General features: G+C 64.9%; 14 protein-coding genes. 8 read left to right on the forward strand and 6 right to left on the reverse strand.

The genetic code is table 11. The features are described from left to right. From LPZ50_RS04005 to LPZ50_RS04015, 3 genes are all read left to right on the forward strand, one after another. On the forward strand, positions 1-469 hold a 469-nt coding region (locus tag LPZ50_RS04005), incomplete at its 5' end, for a GTP-binding protein (protein WP_230657832.1). 61 nt (positions 470-530) lie between these two features. Further along, positions 531-929: a nuclear transport factor 2 family protein gene (locus tag LPZ50_RS04010; RefSeq protein WP_230657834.1), complete on the forward strand. Its 399-nt coding sequence runs from the start codon at positions 531-533 to the stop codon at positions 927-929. Positions 930-967: 38 nt separating this feature from the next. Then, positions 968-2389 carry an NAD(P)/FAD-dependent oxidoreductase gene (locus tag LPZ50_RS04015; protein WP_230657836.1) on the forward strand — a complete coding sequence of 474 codons (1422 nt, stop codon included), beginning with the start codon at positions 968-970 and terminating at the stop codon, positions 2387-2389. A gap of 6 nt (positions 2390-2395) precedes the next feature. Here LPZ50_RS04015 and LPZ50_RS04020 read toward each other — a convergent pair whose 3' ends face one another. From LPZ50_RS04020 to tauA, 4 genes are all read right to left on the reverse strand, one after another. Continuing rightward, entirely contained in the window at positions 2396-3913 is a 1518-nt protein-coding gene (locus LPZ50_RS04020; protein ID WP_230657838.1) for a PLP-dependent aminotransferase family protein, read from the reverse strand. Positions 3914-4012: 99 nt separating this feature from the next. Beyond that, the gene (locus LPZ50_RS04025) at positions 4013-4846 is read right to left on the reverse strand and encodes an ABC transporter permease subunit (protein ID WP_230657840.1); all 834 of its coding nucleotides are present in this window, start codon (positions 4844-4846) and stop codon (positions 4013-4015) included. Beyond that, positions 4839-5672 (reverse strand): taurine ABC transporter ATP-binding protein, encoded by an 834-nt coding sequence (locus LPZ50_RS04030; RefSeq protein ID WP_230657842.1) that lies wholly within the window; start codon positions 5670-5672, stop codon positions 4839-4841. Before LPZ50_RS04030 ends, LPZ50_RS04025 begins: the two co-directional genes overlap by 8 nt. Before the next feature lie 75 nt (positions 5673-5747). Next, positions 5748-6779, reverse strand: a complete 1032-nt coding sequence (tauA, locus tag LPZ50_RS04035) for a taurine ABC transporter substrate-binding protein (protein ID WP_230657843.1) — start codon at positions 6777-6779, stop codon at positions 5748-5750. 427 nt (positions 6780-7206) lie between these two features. On the opposite strand from tauA, the gene dctP reads away from it, so the two are divergent. From dctP to LPZ50_RS04055, 4 genes are read left to right on the forward strand one after another with little or no spacing between them, the layout of a single operon-like run. Continuing rightward, on the forward strand, positions 7207-8202 hold the full coding sequence (dctP, locus tag LPZ50_RS04040) for a TRAP transporter substrate-binding protein DctP (protein ID WP_230657845.1): 996 nt from the start codon (positions 7207-7209) through the stop codon (positions 8200-8202). A gap of 24 nt (positions 8203-8226) precedes the next feature. Continuing rightward, entirely contained in the window at positions 8227-8805 is a 579-nt protein-coding gene (locus LPZ50_RS04045) for a TRAP transporter small permease subunit (RefSeq protein WP_230657847.1), read from the forward strand. Between the two features lie 33 nt (positions 8806-8838). After that, on the forward strand, positions 8839-10143 hold the full coding sequence (locus tag LPZ50_RS04050; protein ID WP_230657850.1) for a TRAP transporter large permease: 1305 nt from the start codon (positions 8839-8841) through the stop codon (positions 10141-10143). A gap of 18 nt (positions 10144-10161) precedes the next feature. After that, complete coding sequence (locus LPZ50_RS04055) at positions 10162-11076, forward strand: SMP-30/gluconolactonase/LRE family protein (protein ID WP_230657853.1); 915 nt, start codon at positions 10162-10164, stop codon at positions 11074-11076. An 18-nt stretch (positions 11077-11094) separates the two neighbouring features. On the opposite strand, the gene LPZ50_RS04060 is transcribed toward LPZ50_RS04055, so the two are convergent. Together LPZ50_RS04060 and LPZ50_RS04065 are read right to left on the reverse strand one after the other, a co-directional pair. Then, positions 11095-13434 carry a cytochrome P450/oxidoreductase gene (locus LPZ50_RS04060; RefSeq protein ID WP_230657856.1) on the reverse strand — a complete coding sequence of 780 codons (2340 nt, stop codon included), beginning with the start codon at positions 13432-13434 and terminating at the stop codon, positions 11095-11097. A gap of 66 nt (positions 13435-13500) precedes the next feature. After that, the gene (locus LPZ50_RS04065) at positions 13501-14478 is read right to left on the reverse strand and encodes a Bug family tripartite tricarboxylate transporter substrate binding protein (protein WP_230657860.1); all 978 of its coding nucleotides are present in this window, start codon (positions 14476-14478) and stop codon (positions 13501-13503) included. 143 nt (positions 14479-14621) lie between these two features. On the opposite strand from LPZ50_RS04065, the gene LPZ50_RS04070 reads away from it, so the two are divergent. Further along, complete coding sequence (locus LPZ50_RS04070; protein WP_230657863.1) at positions 14622-15449, forward strand: IclR family transcriptional regulator; 828 nt, start codon at positions 14622-14624, stop codon at positions 15447-15449. Positions 15450-15454 lie beyond the last annotated feature (5 nt).

Genomic DNA, 15454 nt, shown 5'->3' on the forward strand with positions numbered 1-15454 from the left:
CGCCCGCGCCGCGGATGTGCCCATCGTGGCCGCCGATGCCAGCCTGGAGGCACTGCACGCCGTTCCCCTGCGCGCGGGCCTGGCCGGCCATGGCCCGTCGCCAGGCTATGCGCATGATCACGATTATCATCGCCACGCGGTAGAACACCCCTTCGAAAGCTGGTTCTGGCCCGCCAGCGGCGTGTTGCATGCCGAGGCCTTGACACAGGCGCTCAAGCGCCTGCCGCGCAGCGTGGTACGGGCCAAGGGGTGGGTCGTCACCGACCGCCATGGGCAGGTGCTGGTGCAAGTTGCCGGCGGTCGCGTGCGCTACGCGCGCATCCAGCCCAGCGCCGCGCTGCCAGCAGGCCTGGTGCTCATTGGCGCACGCGGTATCGACCGCGCGGCCATCGAGCAATGTCTGCGTGGCGCCTCTGGTGCAAGCGAATGCCCGGGTCTGGTTCTAGACCCGCTTGCTGGCGCCGCGTAACTTGGCTTCATCCCTCTTGGCTGGCTTAAGGCCAAGAGTTCACGATGGAGCCCATGTCACCATGCCTGACACAGTAACCCCGCAGATGCTGGCCGAGTTCGCGGCCGCCTGGAACCGCCACGACATCGACGCGCTGATGAATTTCATGACCGACGATTGTGTCTTCGAGACCGTGGCCGGCCCTGAACAGCACGGCGCGCGCCACGTCGGCATGGAAGCGGTGCGCAAGGCGTTCGCAGCGGCCTGGCAAAATTTCCCCGACGCCCAATGGCGCAACGGCCGCCACTGGGTGGCGGGAGAGCGGGGCGTCTCGGAATCGACCTTCACGGGTACCGCCGCCGACGGTTCGCGCGTCGAGGCGGACATGGTCGACCTCTTCACGTTCCGCGACGGCAAGATCCTCGTGAAGAACGCCTTTCGCAAACAACGTCCGCCTCTGCCGGCGGGCGATCTCCGGTAATTCCTGTCAGCCGACTCACGCCTTTTCGCCGGATCGCCATGGACGCTCAAGTGACTTTCCTGAATGGCGGGGCACGCACGGCCCATGCCGCGGACCGCGCCGCGGCACCATATGACCCGCTATACGATCCCCTGGTCAAACCGCCGGGCCAGGGCCAGAATTATGCGCCGACCTATTGGGTGGCCACGGCGGGCGAACCTCCGCCCGATGACGGCCCGATCCGCGGCGACGTGGGCGCCGACGTGGTGATCGTCGGATCCGGCTTCACCGGCCTGTCTATCGCACTGGCCCTGGCGCGCGATTTTGGCATCCGTGCCACCGTGCTCGAAGCCAACCGCGCGGTATGGGGCTGCACCAGCCGCAACGGCGGGCAGGGGCAGAATGCATCGGGACGCCTGTACCGCTCGCAGTGGATCCAGCGATGGGGCGTGGACGTTGCCCGGCGCCTGGATGCCGAGATCCGTGACGGATTCGAGTACTGGAAAAGCCTGGTCGCCCAGATCGATTGCGACGCGCAGCCCGGCGGGCACTTGTACACGGCCCACCGCCCCAAGAAACTGGCGTTCCTGCAAAACGAAGCGCGCATCATGCGCGAGGTCTTCGGCTACGACACCCGCATGCTCAGCCGCGAGGAACTGCGCGAGCGCTACGCCGACGACCGCGAGGCGGCCGGCGCCTTGCTCGAACCCGACGGCATCGGCGTGCATCCGCTGAAACTGGCGTTCGGCTATTTGCGCCAGGCGCGCGCGCTGGGCGTGCGAGTGCATCCTTCCAGCCCGGTGCTGGGCTGGGACAGCGACGCAGGCGTCTACCGTCTGCACACGCCAGGGGGAACCGTGCGTGCGCGACGCGTGGCCTTCGCCACCGGAGGCTACACGGCACAGGGCGTAAACCGCCTGCTGGACAACCGCATCATGCCCATCTTGTCCAATTCCATGGTGACCCGGCCGCTCAGCGAGGCCGAGCGGCGCGAGGCGGGACTGCACAGCACAGTATTCATCACGGATACACGCATTCTGCGTTTTTATTACCGCCTTTTGCCGGACGGCCGGATGCAGATCGGCAGCCGCAGCGCGATTCATGGGGCCGATGCTGCTCAACCGCGTCATCTGGAATTGTTGCGGCATGGCTTGGCGCGCAAGTTTCCGGCGCTGCGCGATGTACAGGTCGATTATTCCTGGTGGGGGTGGGTGGACGTCAGCCACGACATGATGCCCCGCGTCACGCAACCTGACCCGGGCCAGAGGGTGTACTACGCATTGGGATATGGCGGCAACGGGGTATCGTTCTCGGCCCAGGCCGGCCGGCGCCTGGCCCAGCGCATCGTGGGCAAGGACCGGGTGCGCTGGGATCTGCCCGTTTACGATACCCCGCTGCCGGGGCATACCTTCGCACCCTGGCGGCGGCTGGGACAGTCGCTGCTGTATCGATGGTACTACCTGCGTGACGAGATATTCTAGGAAATATCAGGCCGCACCGCGCCATTGCAGGCGCCGGGCAAGCTGCGCCAGGCGGACAACGCCGGGCTCGATGCGTTCCGCGCTGATCGAGGTATAACCCAATCGCAGCGTATTGCGCGGCGCGCTGGCTTCGTTCAAGTAGAACACGCCGCCCGGTTCGATGACGATACCGTCCTCCAGCGCGGCCTGGGCCAGGCGGCCAGTATCCAGCCAGGATGGGCCATGCAGCCAGCATGACGAACCTCCCGTCAGGGGCGTGGCCCGCCAGTCCGGCAAATGAGCCGCCAGCGCATTGGCCAGTTCAGTTGCCCGCAATTGGTAGGCGTGCGATTGCTTGCGTAGCAGCGCATGGTGATGGCCAAGCGAGATGAACAGCGAGAAGGCCCGCTGGATATAGGCTGACGGATGGCGCAGCATCAGGCGCCGCAGCGCGCGCAGCTCGGCGGCCAGTTCGCGCGCCGCGACGATATAGCCGATGCGCAGGCCCGGCGCGAAAGCCTTGGCCAGGCTGCCCACGTAAATCACGCGGCCGTCCTGGTCCAGGCTCTTGAGCGCCGCGATAGGTGTTTCGCCGTAGCGATTCTCGCTTTCGAAGTCGTCCTCGATCAGCATGCAGTCGGCCTGGGCGGCCAGGCGCAGCAATTGTTCGCGGCGCTCCAGGGGCATCGTGGCGGTGGTAGGACACTGGTGACTGGGCGTGACGAAGACGTACTCGCAGTCGAGCAGCCGGGTGCCCAGGCACATGCCGTCGGCATCGATGGGCAAGGACACCAGATTGCGCGTGCGGCTGGCGAAAATGTTGCGCGCGTCCGGGTAGCCGGGGTCTTCAATACCGACTACGGTATCGGCATTGACCAGCAGGTCGGCCAGCAGGTACAGCGCATGCTGGGCACCCACCGTGATGACGATCTCTTCGGCATCGGCCCATACGCCGCGGCGCGGCAGCACCTGCGTGCGGATCTGTTCGATCAGCGCCGGATCGTCGTGGGTGATGAGATCGGGCGCCCAGCTGCGGATGTCCAGCACCGACAGCGCCTTGATGCAGCATTCGCGCCATTCCGCGGTGGGAAACAGTTCCTGGTCGAATTGGCCGTACACGAAGGGGTATAGTGCCGTCTGCCAATCGTGCGGCTTGACGATGTTGCGTTGGCGGGTGGGACGGAATTTCAGCCGTTCGTCCCAGCGGACGGCCGTGCGCGGCGGCATGCCGGGGTTGGCGGGTGCGTGCCCGAGCCGGCCGCTGAGCACGTCGTCGCTGACAAAATGGCCGCTGCGCTCGCGCGAAACCAGGTAGCCTTCGCTGACCAGTTGCTGGTAGGCGAACACCACGGTGTTGCGGGCGATCCCGAGCTGGTCGGCCAGATAGCGGCTGGACGGCACCGGCGCGCCGGGCGGCAAGTGGCCGCTGAGGATCGCCGACACCAGCATTTGCCGCAGCCGGCCCTGCAGGCTGAGATGGGTGGCGCTTTCGCGCTGGAACAGGCTTTCCCACAACACGGGCTTGAGCATCGCGGCCTGGAACATGAAGCCTCCTGGAAAGGAACGCACCGAGGCGCTCCCTGCGCTTCAGCATAGAAGATATGAACGCGCCGAACCATGGGGGATTGCCCACCCGGCCGCGCGCTATATCCGTCCTTTCCAGGGGATCGCCAGGCGTTCCAGATAGCGCACGAGCAGGTCGAAGGCGAACGCAAATACGCCGATCACCACGATGCCCATGATCACGGTATCGCTGGCCAGGAACTGGGCGGCATTCAGCACCATGAAGCCCAGTCCGCGGTCGGCCGCCACCATTTCGGCCGCCACCAGGGTCGTCCAGCCCACGCCGATGCCGATACGCATGCCGGTGAAGATTTCGGGCAGGGCCGCCTTCAAGATGACATGCAGGATGACCTGGGTGGGCGTGCCGCCCATCGCATAGGCGGCGTGGATTTGCTCGATCGATACCGCGCGCACCCCGGCGCGCGCGGCGATCGCCATGGGCGCGAAAATCGCCAGGTAGATCAGGAAAATCTTGGGAAACTCGCCGATGCCGAACCAGATGATCACCAATGGCAGGTATGCCAGCGGCGGCAAAGGTCGGTAGAACTCGATGGGCGGATCGAAGATGCCGCGCGCGTAGCGGTTCACGCCCATCAGTATGCCCACGGGTATCGCCGTGGCGCAGGCCAGGAAGAAGGCGCCGAACACTCGCGACAGGCTGGCGATGGGGTGTTCGGCCAGTGTGGAACCGGCCACGCCGTCGGTCATGGCGGCGATGAGCTTGGCATAGACCGCCTGCGGCGATGGCAGGAACAACGGTTTCACCCAATCCATCGAGGTCACCAGGAGCCATAGCCCGAACAATGCGGCGCTGGTGATCAGGCTGATGTGGCCGCTGTGGCCCGCGCCGGGCGCGCCATAGACTTTGCCCGGCGCGGCGGGCCGGGCGCCGAAGGCCGATGTCCGCCTACGCATGCGCCGGTCCGTCCGAACCCGCGGCCCGTTCATCGCCGTAGATGATGCCCAGGACGCGTTCTCGCATGGCGATGAATTCCGGACTGGATTTGATGCGGCGGCCATCGCCTTCCTCCAGATAGCGCCGGTTGAAGTCCAGCGCGAATGTGTGGGTGATGCGTCCCGGGCGCGGTGACATGACGATCAGCCGCGATCCCAGAAACAAGGCTTCTTCGACGCTGTGGGTGATGAAGAAGAACATCTTGCCGGTGCGCTGCCATATGTGCAGCAGCAGTTCCTGGATGGTCTCGCGCGTCAGGGCGTCCAGGGCGGCCATGGGCTCGTCCATCAGCAGCATGGCCGGGTCGCAGGTCAGGGCGCGCGCAATGCCGACGCGCTGCTGCATGCCACCCGACAATTGGTAGATCATGTGCCGATGGAAATCCTGCAATCCCACCAGCTCGAGGTTCTGTTCGGCGCGGGCGCGGCGCTGCGGGCGCGCCACTCCCTGCAGCTTCAGGCCGAACTCGGTGTTGTCCAGCACATTCAGCCAGGGCAGCAAGGCATGCTTCTGGAACACCACGCCGCGGTCCGCGCCCGGCCCCACGATCGGCGCGCCCGCCAACGTGATGCGCCCTTCGGTGGGCGACAGGAAGCCCGCCAGCAGGCTGAGCAGCGTGGTCTTGCCGCAACCCGAGGCGCCCAGCGCCACGATGAACTCGCCCGGCTCGATGGTCAGGTCGACGCCGTGCAACGCCACGACAGGTTCATCATCATGCAGGCCGGGGTAAGTGACGCCGACGTTCTCGGCTTTCAAAGTCTGCGCTTCGAGCGGCTGCACAGTCATGCGTTTGTCTCCCGGAAAATGGACGGGCCGCGCCATGTGCGGCCGCCGTCCTGGCGGCGAAGCAGTTCGGCCGCTTTATTGCCTGGCGGCCTGCGCGGCGTAGGCGCCGTTCACGTGAGGGCTGTAGTCCTGCAGCGCCTTGTCGATCTGTTTCTGGGCCTGCAGGAACTGCGCGCTGGCGGCGAAGGCCTGCGCGGCTCCCGATTCTTTGCCGCCGCCGAGCCATGCGGGCGAGGCCTGTTCTTGCACGGTGGGAAACACCAGCAGTTTCAGCGCACCGGCCACGTCATCGGGTTTGCCGCCGATCAGCTTCACCATGCCTTGCACTTGTGGCGAATCGGCGGTCCAGTTCGCGCCGTCGGCACGATAATCAGCATACGCCTGGGTCAGCACTTGAGTGAAGGCGGCCATGAACTTGGGATGCTTCTGCGCCCAGGCCTTGTCGGCCACCAGGCCATCGAAGGTCGGCACGCTGGCCTTGCCGATCTCCTCGGAATCGGCAATGGTCTTGCCGGACTTCTGGATTTCGGCCAGGGCAGGGGGCCAGACGTAGGCCGCGTCGATGTCGCCGCGCTGCCAGGCGGCCACGATCTGCGGCGGCTGCATGTTCAGGATGCGCAGTTCGCGCGGATTGATCTTCCAGACCTTCTCCAGTCCCACCAGCAGGTGGAAATGCGAGGTGGACACAAACGGGGTGGCCACGCGCTTGCCCTTCAGGTCCTGGGGACCGTTGATGCCCGAGCCTTCGCGAGCCACCAGCGCTTCCGATTTACCGATGTTGTCGAGAATCCAGAACAGTTCCATGTCGACGCCGCGCGTGGCCGCGGCGGTGATGCCGGTAGAGCCCAACACCCCGATCGGCACCTTGCCCGAGGCCAGGGCGGTGGAAATGTCGCCGGCCGAACTGAACTGGCGCCAGTCGACTTCGTAGCCGGCCTGCGCCAAGGCCTTGTCGAAGCTGCCATCGGCAATGGCGGACAGGAACGGCCCGACGATCAACTGATAGCCGACCACCAGCTTGGTCTGCGCCTGCGCCGGCAAGACCGCCGCCAGGGCAAGAATTCCGCCCAGGGCGGAACGACGGATGAGGCGATTCAATGCTTGCATGGTTATCTCCTGTAAGAGAACAAGCCGCGCCCCGTTACGACTGGACTGCTGCGTTGCGGCCCGCGATCAAGTGTGCCTGGATGCCGCCATAACGCTAGAGCCAAATGCCCGCATTAGATTGGGCCAAGCCAGGTGACGGCCCGGCGGCGCGATCCTGGCCCGCATCAATATAATGTATTACTTTCGAATTGATATATAAGTTATTGATATTTAATAATTAATATATCTGCGGAAATAATTTTCCTGACGCGGACCGACCGCGCTGTCCGCCCGGGGCGGTGCCGCACAGGCAAGCCGCCGCTTAAAGTTCATCATATGAAACCTATGTGGAGCCGCCTCTTTCGCTGACTGTTTATCGAGCCTAACGTACCAGCAACCCGCAACCGCCCGGTGCGCGGCGAAGCCGATAACAACAGAGGAGAGAGGCATGGTTCGACTGGGAGCATCCCTGCGACGCATGGGCGTGGTCTGCCTGATAGCGACGGCCACTGTCGCACATCCGTCTATCGCCAAAGAGCGCTGGCGCGCCTATACCTACAACGCCGTGTCCACCGTTACCGCGGCCAAGGGCCTGAAGGCCCTGCTGGATGCGATCCAGGAAGATACCGATGGCGAGTTGTCAATCAGATTGAACCTGGGCGGGACCATCCCGATTTCCGCTACCAACATCACCCAGGCCGTGGCCGACAACATCGTGCAGATGGGCGATGACACGTTTTTCCTGGGCAGCGTGCCGGTGGGGGGTGTCGTGCGGCTGCCGCTCTTCCTGCGCACCCGCGCCGAATTCGAACAAGCCTGGGATATCGAAGAGGAATACCTGCGGGCCGAATATGCCAGGAAGAACATCACGCTGCTGGGGCGCTATATCTTCCCGGAAAACGTCTTCTGGTCGAAGAACAAGATGACCTCGCTGGCCGACATTGCCGGCCAGAAGATCCGCGTAATCTCGCCGGAGCAGGCCGAGTTCATCAAGCGGCTGGGGGGCATCCCGGTCACCCTGGGCACCTCCGAAGTGGCCGCCGCGCTCGACCGCGGCGTGGTCGACGGCGTACTGACGGCCAGTTCGGGCTACGGGTATGTGTGGCGCGACTTGCTGTCCTATAGCTATCGCTTGAATGTCAGCTATATCGATTCATTGATCCTGGTGAACACCGACGCATGGAAGGCCCTGAGCCCCGGCACCCAAGCCAAGGTGCAGGCGCTGGTCGATGAACATACCCGCCGCATCACCGCCGCCATGGCGGCCGAAGACCAGGAACTGACCCGCAAGCTCGCGGCCGGCGGCATGGTCATTACCGAGCCCAGCGCAGCCGACCTGGCCGAGGCCGAGAAGCGCATCACGCCATACTGGACGCAGTGGGGCGATGAGCGGCCGGCGGTAAAGGCCGCATTGCAGGAAGTTCGCCAAGCTGTCGGGCGTTGATCGGCCATGCCAGGAAATCAAGCCATGTATATAGACACGCGCATCCGCGCGGATGCGCCGCCAACGTTACAACCCGTGCCGGATTCCATTTCGGGCGAAGCCGATGGCGATGCCTACAGCCCGCCCGAGGGCAGGGCGGCGCGCTGGGGACGCTGGGCATCGCAAGCCCTGGTGATCGGGCTGGTGCTCATGATGGGCGTGGAAATGTTGGTGCGTTCGGTGTTCGGCTGGTCGATCCAGTTCAGCAATGAGCTGGGCGGCTACGCACTGGTGGCCATCACCTTCCTTTCGCTGGCCTCGGGCCAATTGCTGCATGCGTACCACAGCGTGCATTTTCTGGAGAACCGGCTGGGGCCCAGAGGGCAGGCCCGCCTGAAGCTGCTGTTCGATCTACTGGCGACCGCCGTGACTCTGGTGCTGCTGGTGGAACTGGCTCGCTTCGAATGGTTGAGCTGGAAGTCTGGTGACGTTGCGGCAACGACGCTGATGACGCCGCTGTGGCTGCCCAGGCTGGCCATGCCGCTGGGGGTGCTGGTCCTGGCGTGGGCGCTCCTGCGCATCGTTGCCGCCGACGTGCGGCGCCTGCGTGCCGTTTCACGCTGAGCACGCATCCGCTCATATCCTCCGGAGAACGCCATGGGTGGCGAATACCTGATCATTGTGGTTTTTGGAATATTCATCGGCCTGCTGGCCGCGGGCATGGCGGTGCCATATGCCATTTTGCTGCCCGGTGTTCTGTACCTGTACCTGGAAGGAGGGGTAGGCGCCCTGCATGGGCTGGGCATCACCACCTGGGGCAGCATGGACGCCTACACACTGACCGCCATTCCGCTATTTGTGCTGATGGCCGAACTCTTGCAGAGCAGCGGTGTGGGCATGCGCATGTATGGCGGTTTGTCTCGGCTGGTGCGCCGCATTCCTGGCGGGCTGCTGCAGACCAATATCGCCGGTTGCGCCGTATTCGCCGCCGTCAGCGGATCCAGCATTGCCACCGCCGCCTCCATCGGCCAAGTGGCGCTGCCTGAACTGAAAGCACGCAATTACGATCCGCGCCTGGCCACCGGGTCGCTGGCCGCCGGGGGAACGCTGGGCATCCTGCTGCCGCCCTCGATCGCCATGATCGTCTATGCCACGTTTACCGAGACCTCGGTGGCCAAGCTCTTCATGGCGGGCGTAGTGCCAGGCTTGGTGCTGACCGTGCTGTTCATGTTGTACGTGGCAGCGAAGGCGCTGTTGCACCCCGAGATTGCTCCCGCCGAGCGCGGCACGATGACAGGCCAGATGGTACTGCGCTCATTGGTGGACATCTTGCCGGTGCTGCTCCTGATCGTGAGTGTCATGGGCGCCATCTATACCGGCGTGGCCACCCCCACCGAAGCCGCGGCGGCCGGCTGCGTCTTTGCCCTGGCGATCGCCGCCGTGTTCGGCAACCTGAGCTGGAGCGGCCTGGCGGCCTGCCTGAAGCGTTCCACCCTGATGGTCAGCAACATCCTGTTCATCACCTATGCCGCCTTCGTGTTCTCCTATGCCATGAGCTATGCGGGCGTAGGCGAAGCCATCACCGAGTTCATCGTCGACATGAACCTGAGCAAGACGGGATTCTTCATTGCCTTGCTGATTCTTTTCACGGCGCTGGGCGCGCTGGTCGAAAGCCTGGGCATGATCGTCATTACGGTGCCCTTGCTGTACCCGCTGCTGGCCACGTATGGCATCGACCCGGTGTGGTTCGGCATCGTCGTGGTGCTGTTCATCGAAATGGGCCAGATCACGCCGCCCATAGGCATCAACCTGTTCGTCATCCAGAGCATTTCGCGCGGCAATCTGTCGGACGTCGTGATGGGCACCATTCCCTTCCATTTGTTGATGTTCGTGCTGTTGCTGATGCTGGCGGTCTGGCCCGAGCTGGCCCTGTGGCTGCCGAACCATATCTCGGGAAACTGAGCCTACCAAGGAGCCATCATGTTCGCCGCCCCTGAAAAATTGCGCGCCGAGATATTCGCGCGCGTTCCCGAACGCTATCTGGTACGCGACCGCGCCAGCGACTGGGCGCGCACGCAATTGCACGGCGCGCCGGCGCCGGTGTTCCTGGAAGGCCCGTCGTTCGATCGCGACGGCAATCTGTGGGTGGTGGATATTCCGTGGGGCCGCATCTTCCGTATCGATCCCAAGGGCGGCGTGGATCTGGCGGCCGAGTACGATGGGGAGCCCAATGGCCTGAAGTTCCATCCCGATGGCCGCGCTTTCATCGCCGACTACAAGCACGGAATCATGGTGCTGGATCCGCGCACCGGGCGCGTCGAACCTTACCTGGATCGGGCCCGGCTGGAGCGCTTCAAGGGTTGCAACGATCTGTTCTTCGGCGCCAATGGCGACCTGTATTTCACTGACCAGGGCCAGTCGGGGCTGCACGATGCCAGCGGCCGCCTGTATCGCCTGCGCGCATCCGGCCAATTGGACATTGTGCTGCAAGGCATTCCCAGCCCCAACGGCCTGGCCATGAACCTGGATGAAACCGCCTTGTATCTGGCGGTGACGCGCGACAATGCCATCTGGCGCGTGCCTCTGATGGCCGATGGCTCCGCCACCAAAGTCGGCGTATATGTCCAGATGTCTGGCGGGGGAGGGCCTGACGGCATTGCGCTGGATGCAGAGGGCGGCCTGGCGGTCTGCCACGTGGGCTTCGGGGCGGTCTGGATATTCAGCCCGCGCGGCGAGCCGCGATATCGCATTGAATGTCCCGAAGGGCTGTACACGACCAACTGCGCGTACGGCGGGCCCGACGGCCGCACCCTGTACATGATCGAGTCGCGCAGCGGCTGTGTATTCACAGCCAGGCTGCCGGTAGGCGGCAAGACCATGTACTCGCACACATGACAGAAAAATGCCGCTACTTTACAGCTCCAGCACAACCTTGCCGCCCACCGCGCGCGAGCAGCACGACATCATTCTGTCGTTGGCCTCGCGCTCGGCGCGCGTCAGCACCACGTCGCGATGGTCCACCTGGCCGGCCAGCACGCGCACTTCGCAAGAACCGCAAAGGCCTTCTTCGCAATCGCTTTGCACGTCGACATTGGCCGCGCGCAGGGCGGACAGCAAGGTCTGGCCCGGCCCCACCGTCAAGGTCAGGCCGGAATCCTTCAACTCCACTTCGAACGCATGCTCTTTGGACGGATCCAGCGCGCTGGCGGCGGAATGGAAGTGTTCGACGCGCAACGCATCTTCCGGCCAACCATGGCGGGCGCAGGCCGCCGCCAGTGCGTCCAGCATGCGCTGCGGCCCGCAGGCATAGACCTGGGCGCCTGGGGCAGGGCGGGCCAGCAGGGCATCGAAATCATTGCGGCGGCTTTCCTCGGACACGTGCACGTGCAGGCGTTCGCCGTGCAGCGCGGCCAGTTCGTCCAGCATGGCCATGCCGTCGCGGCGCCGGCCGCTATAGTGCAGTTCGTAATCCATGCCGCATGCCCGGGCCGCGCGCGCCATGGCGCTGATCGGCGTAATGCCGATGCCGCCGGCCACGAATATGGCCTGGGCCGCGTCCGGGTCCAGCCGGAAATGATTGCGCGGCCCGCGTATGCGCAGCCTGTCCCCGGCCCGGACGCTGCCGTGGATCCACGCGGAGCCGCCGCGCCCTTGCGGCTCGTTCAGTACCGCGATCTCGAACACCGAGGCTTCCGCCGGGTCGCCGCACAGGGAATACTGGCGCGACATGCCGGTGTCGCCGCATTCCACGTCGATATGCGCGCCGGGCGCCCAGCGCGGCAGTGCCTTGCCGTCGGGGCTGGCCAGGCGCAGGCGCACGATACCGGCACCCGCCGGCGCGGCCTGTTCAACCACCACGGTACGCGCGATGGCGTGGGTGGTGGGTTCGCCGATGCGCACCGGTTGCCGCGCCTGCAGCAGCGCCGGGCGCTGCCGTTCCGGGTTCAGGCTGGGATCCCATTCCACCCACAAGTGCTCCGGGCCGCGGAACGAGGTGTTGGGCACATAGGTAAACGCCTGCTGGCTCAGGCGCATGTGCGGCAGCCGGCGCGTGAACTCTTCCAGGAATACCTGCATTTCCATGCGGGCCAGGTTCTTGCCCATGCACTGGTGCGAACCATAGCCAAAAGTGAGCTGGTCGCTGGCGTTTTCGCGGCGGATATCGAACAGGTCGGCATCGGCAAAATGCCGGTCGTCGTGGTTGGCGGATGAGGACACAATCAGTAGCTTGGCCCCGGCCGGAATGCGCACGCCGGCGATTTCCACATCCTGGGTGGCCAGGCGCCGCCAGGCCGCCACCGAGCCATTGTGGCGCAGGCATTCCTCGACGGCGTTGGGAATCAGGGCTGGGTCTTCGCAGATATCGCGCCAGGCATCGGGGTGCTGCAGCAGCAGCTTCATGGCGTTGGCCGACGCATTGGCGGTGGTTTCGTGCGCGGCCACAATGCCCGCCATCATCATGGAATGCAGGTACGAATCGGTGACGATGTCGGGATGTTCTTTCTGTTTGCGGATGCCGTACTGCATCCAGCCGGGGCCCGATGGGTCCTGGCGCATCTTGTCCAGGATCTTGCCCGCCAGTTGCCAGAAGTTGCCCACCGCGTGGGCCACGGCAACCTGCTCCTCGGGCTTGGGACGACCCCAGGTGTTGACGGTGTGCGCAATGGAATATTGGCGCAGCAAGTCCATGTCTTCTTCGGGCACGCCCAGGAAATGCAGGGCCACCGTCAGCGGCACTTCCCACAGCATCTGGTCCACCAGGTCGGCGCGGCCATCGTCGATGAAGCGGTCTACGTATTCGCGCGTCAGGCGGCGCACCATGGGTTCGTGGTGCTTCAGTTCCGCGGGAGTGAAAGGGTCCATCAACACGCGGCGGCGCGGCATGTGCGCGGGTTCGTCTTCGTTGACCAGGGTGCGGCTCATGCCATAGCCGTATGACTCCAGCACGGCGTTGGCCTCGGGCCCGGTGGGCGTGATTTTTTCCAGGGCGATCGACGGGCTGAACGTCAGGTTGTCGCGGAAAATAGCCTTGATATCGTCATAGCGCGTCACTACCCAATAACCCAGCTTGGGACTGTAGAAAACGGGTTCCTGTTCGCGCGCCCAGCGCACGTATTCGGGCGGGTCCTGCTGGTAGCCATCGCCAAAGGGATCGAATTCCGCGGCCCGGCGGCTGACCGGACAGCCATTGGACGCCAGGGCGGCATGGTCTACGGGGCAGCCTGGGCGGCTTGCGGCGGCGGTATCGGTCATGGCGTACTCCAGCTAGGCCGTGCCGCCCCGCGCGCGCCACAGAAACGGCGCGGGGCGGCGCGGGCCTTAGTCCAGCTTGATGTTCAGGTCTTTGATCAGCTTGTGCCAGCGGGTGCGTTCGGTTTGCAGCAAGGCATTGAACTGCTCGGGCGTGTTGCCCACGGGCTCGATGCCGAAATCCACCAGGCGCTTGTTGATGGCCGGCTCGTTGATGGTGGCGACCAACTGCTTGTTCAGGGCGGTAATGGTGGCGGCCGGCGTCTTGGCGGGCACCACCAGCCCCACCAGGGCGGCGGCCTCGACGTTCTTGTAGCCAATCTCGGCAAAGGTGGGCACGTCGGGCAATTGCGGCAGGCGGGTGGGGTTGGCCACGGCCAGCGCGCGTACCTTGCCGGACTTGATGAAACCCGCGCCGGCGGCCAGGTCCACCATCATGGCCGGCACCTGGCCCGCGGCCACGTCCGACAGGGCAGGGGCCGCGCCACGATAGGGCACGTGCACCATCTTCAGGCCGGTCTCGACCTTGAACAATTCCATGGCCAGGTGATGCGGGCTGCCGGCGCCGGCCGAGGCGAAGTCCAGCCCGGCCGAACGCGCCTTGGCTTCGGCAATGAATTCCTTCACGTTGGTGGCCTTGGAGCCCGGCCCCACGATCAGGATCATGGGGAACTTGCCCATCAGCGATACGGGTGCCAGGTCTTTGGCGGGGTCGTACGACAATTGCTGGTACAGCACCGGGTTGAACACCAGCGTGCCATTGTCGGCCGACAACATGGTGTAGCCGTCCGGCGCGGCACGGGCGGTTTCCGAGGCGCCAATGGCGGTGTTGCCGCCAGGTTTGTTGTCTACGATGACGGTCTGCCCGATACGTTCGGAAAGCCCCTGGCCGATGGTGCGGGCCAGGAAGTCGGAACCTCCGCCCGCGGCGTAGGGCACGATCCAGCGCAGCGGCTTGGAAGGGTAGTCTTCAGCATGGGCGGCGGCGGGCGCCAGCAAGGGCAGGGCCGCCAGGCCGAGCGCAAACAGGGACTTCAGCAAGGGCATGGTCTCTCTCCAGAGTTAAATAAGGCGGTGATCCCGCGTTGTTGTTTTGTATTTTGCGTAAATCATATACGCTATGCGTAAATATTTGAACCCGACTGGGCCCAGTACTTTCCCTAAACCCGGGTCCGCCACGGAAACCGCGCATGACGAAAACGCCATCTTCTAAAGCCGATTCCCGGGCCGCCGTTGCGCCAGCGCGGCAGCGCCGCCAGCGCGTGCAGGCCGCGGAAACCGGCATGGCCGTGCTGAAGGGGCTGGCACGCCTGGGCGGGCGCGCCACCCTGACCGGCCTGGCCGCGCACATCGACGAAAGCCCGGCCAAGGTGCACCGCTATCTGGCCAGCCTGATCGAAGAGGAACTGGTGCAGCAGGATGCCGCCACCGGCCAGTACCACCTGGGCCTGCAGACGCTGCTGCTGGGCGTGGCCGCCATGCGGCAGGCCGACCCTATCAGGCTGGCCGAGCCCGCCCTGGTGCGCCTGCGCGAATCCCTGGAGGTCACCTGCTTCATTGCTGTCATGGGCAACAAAGGGCCCACCATCGTGCGCTTCGAAGAGCCAGGCCTGCCAGTCACGGTGAATGTGCGCGTGGGCTCGGTCATGCCCCTGTTGTGGTCGGCTACTGGCCGGGTATTCCTGGCGCAGCTGGACGAGGCCGCCGTCCAGGCCCAGGCCCGCTCGGAATGGGCCGCCGCCACGCCCGAGCAGCAAGCCGCGCTGGGCCGCGCCGACCCCATCGCCGAACTGCGCCGGCAAGTGCTGGCCAGCGGTTGCGCGGCCGTGCGCGACACTAACCTGAAAGGCATCAGCGCCGTGGCCGCGCCCGTCTTCGACTACACCGGCCGCATCTGCGCCGTGCTGACGGCATTGGGCGCGACGGGTGGTTTCAATGCCGATGTCGATGGCCCGATCGCTGCCGCGCTGCGCACCGAGGCAAAGACGATCAGTGCACTACTGGGATTCAAAGAGTAGGGCGC

Origin of the sequence: Bordetella petrii (genome assembly GCF_020991325.1) — a bacterium.
GTDB classification, from domain to species: Bacteria; Pseudomonadota; Gammaproteobacteria; order Burkholderiales; family Burkholderiaceae_B; genus Bordetella_A; species Bordetella_A petrii_E.

Excerpts from the sequence above, each read along its gene's own strand:
- LPZ50_RS04010 (WP_230657834.1), top strand. The coding sequence starts at position 531 with ATGCCTGACACAGTAACCCCGCAGATGCTGGCCGAGTTCGCGGCCGCC.
- LPZ50_RS04015 (WP_230657836.1), top strand. The coding sequence starts at position 968 with ATGGACGCTCAAGTGACTTTCCTGAATGGCGGGGCACGCACGGCCCAT.
- LPZ50_RS04020 (WP_230657838.1), bottom strand. The coding sequence starts at position 3,913 with ATGTTCCAGGCCGCGATGCTCAAGCCCGTGTTGTGGGAAAGCCTGTTC.
- LPZ50_RS04025 (WP_230657840.1), bottom strand. The coding sequence starts at position 4,846 with ATGCGTAGGCGGACATCGGCCTTCGGCGCCCGGCCCGCCGCGCCGGGC.
- LPZ50_RS04030 (WP_230657842.1), bottom strand. The coding sequence starts at position 5,672 with ATGACTGTGCAGCCGCTCGAAGCGCAGACTTTGAAAGCCGAGAACGTC.
- tauA (WP_230657843.1), bottom strand. The coding sequence starts at position 6,779 with ATGCAAGCATTGAATCGCCTCATCCGTCGTTCCGCCCTGGGCGGAATT.
- dctP (WP_230657845.1), top strand. The coding sequence starts at position 7,207 with ATGGTTCGACTGGGAGCATCCCTGCGACGCATGGGCGTGGTCTGCCTG.
- LPZ50_RS04045 (WP_230657847.1), top strand. The coding sequence starts at position 8,227 with ATGTATATAGACACGCGCATCCGCGCGGATGCGCCGCCAACGTTACAA.
- LPZ50_RS04050 (WP_230657850.1), top strand. The coding sequence starts at position 8,839 with ATGGGTGGCGAATACCTGATCATTGTGGTTTTTGGAATATTCATCGGC.
- LPZ50_RS04055 (WP_230657853.1), top strand. The coding sequence starts at position 10,162 with ATGTTCGCCGCCCCTGAAAAATTGCGCGCCGAGATATTCGCGCGCGTT.
- LPZ50_RS04060 (WP_230657856.1), bottom strand. The coding sequence starts at position 13,434 with ATGACCGATACCGCCGCCGCAAGCCGCCCAGGCTGCCCCGTAGACCAT.
- LPZ50_RS04065 (WP_230657860.1), bottom strand. The coding sequence starts at position 14,478 with ATGCCCTTGCTGAAGTCCCTGTTTGCGCTCGGCCTGGCGGCCCTGCCC.
- LPZ50_RS04070 (WP_230657863.1), top strand. The coding sequence starts at position 14,622 with ATGACGAAAACGCCATCTTCTAAAGCCGATTCCCGGGCCGCCGTTGCG.